This window comes from Dyella sp. 01N36, from assembly GCF_056399745.1.
In genome coordinates this window covers 1-1,480 of sequence record NZ_JBFTRY010000359.1, presented here as the reverse complement: position 1 = coordinate 1,480, position 1,480 = coordinate 1, and the positions used below count along the sequence as shown (strand labels likewise).

General features: G+C 64.6%; 1 protein-coding gene. It reads right to left on the bottom strand.

What is annotated here, in order from left to right; all coding sequences use genetic code 11:
• Positions 1-151: 151 nt before the first annotated feature.
• Positions 152-1,408, bottom strand: coding sequence for a LysM peptidoglycan-binding domain-containing protein (locus AC1DMG_RS22085; protein WP_441611252.1), 1,257 nt, complete (start codon positions 1,406-1,408; stop codon positions 152-154).
• Between the last annotated feature and the right edge of the window lie 72 nt (positions 1,409-1,480).

The following is a 1,480-nucleotide window of genomic DNA, read 5'->3' as shown; positions in this document are numbered from 1 at the left end:
ACATCGACGCGCTGAAGGCGAAGACCGAGATCAAGATTGCCGCCGATCGCATGTAAGCGAGTTGCCGGCAGACAGAACAAGGGCGACCCATGGTCGCCCTTTTTTTATGAGGTGACGGCGCGTGATGCGGGCGCCGTCAACGAGCCCGGCTTCAACCCGGTGCGCTGATCTTCAGCACCTGTCCGGGCTTTACCACCGCGCCTTGCAAGTGGTTCCACAGTTCCAGCTGCTTGATGTCCACCGAGTAGCGACGCGCGATGGACCACAGGCTCTCGCCGGATTTCACCGTGTGGGTGCGTTTGGTTGAATTGGCCTTGCCCGATGCTGCGCTGCTGTCGTCATCCTGATCGGCCGCGCTCAGTGCCGCGCCCAGGGGCGGAAGCGTCGCCGTGCCCGGCACGGTCTGGGCATTTGCGTTGCTCTGTGCCGACAGCGAATTGCGGAACTGCTGCACCTTGTTGCTCGGCAGCATCAGATAGGGCGAGGCGTTGGTGTCGACCACGCCATTGCGAAACGCCGCATTCATGTCTTTCAGATCATCGGTCGACATGCCGGCATGGCTGGCAGCGCGAGCGATCGGCATGGAGTTGTCGATGTCTACCTTGACCAGCCGCTGCTCGGAGGGCAGCGTCGGCAGGCTGACGTTGAAGCGATCGGGTTCGCGGATGACGCAGGCGATGGCGAGCAGCTTGACCAGATGCTCGCGCGTCACCGGCTTCACCGGCATCTTCGGGATCACCGGTTCGTCAGGCGGCGCGCCATGTTGGCTCACTACGCGCTTGATGCCGAACTCGCCTGCATTGAACGCATAGTCCACCAGTCGCCAGTCGCCGAGGTCGTCGTGATAGCGGCTTAGCAGCGCCATGATGGCGTCGGTGGCTGCGGGTACATCGAGGCGGCCGTCGAAGTTCCGGTCGACGCGTATGCCCATGGCATTGGCCGTGGACGGCATGATCTGCCACATGCCCGAGGGCATGCCTTTGCCGCCGGAGATCGGGCGATATTGGCTTTCGACCCAGGGAATCAGGGCAAATTCGCCGGCCACGTTGTGTCGCGCCGCCACCTGTTGCACATAGGCCAGGCGCGGAGCGGCGGCCGCGATCTGATCTTCGAAGCGCTGCGGGTTGCTGGTGTAACGGCGAGCCCACGCGACGATGTTCGGGTCGGCATCGCAGTCGGCCATGGCGAAACTGTTGCGCAGGTTCTGCCAGATATTTCCATCATCCACCACGTTCGCTGCGGCAGGCGCCGGCGCCGGGCGAATGGTGGTGCCGTGCGAGGATCCGGTTTGCGGTGCCGGCGTTGGAGCGGGAGTCGGCGGCGCCTTCTGCGCGGGGCCGGTAGCGCACGCCGCCAGGAAGACCGACGTGGCGAGGGGCAGGGGACGCAGGCGGCGGCTGATCTTCATCCGGTAAACACGTCCTTGTTGGCCCGCAACGCCGCAAAACGCGCCACGCGATCGCCGGCCACGCCATGGCGT

Bases quoted from the DNA above. Each gene is read 5' to 3' on its own strand.
- AC1DMG_RS22085 (WP_441611252.1), bottom strand. From the start codon at position 1,408: ATGAAGATCAGCCGCCGCCTGCGTCCCCTGCCCCTCGCCACGTCGGTC.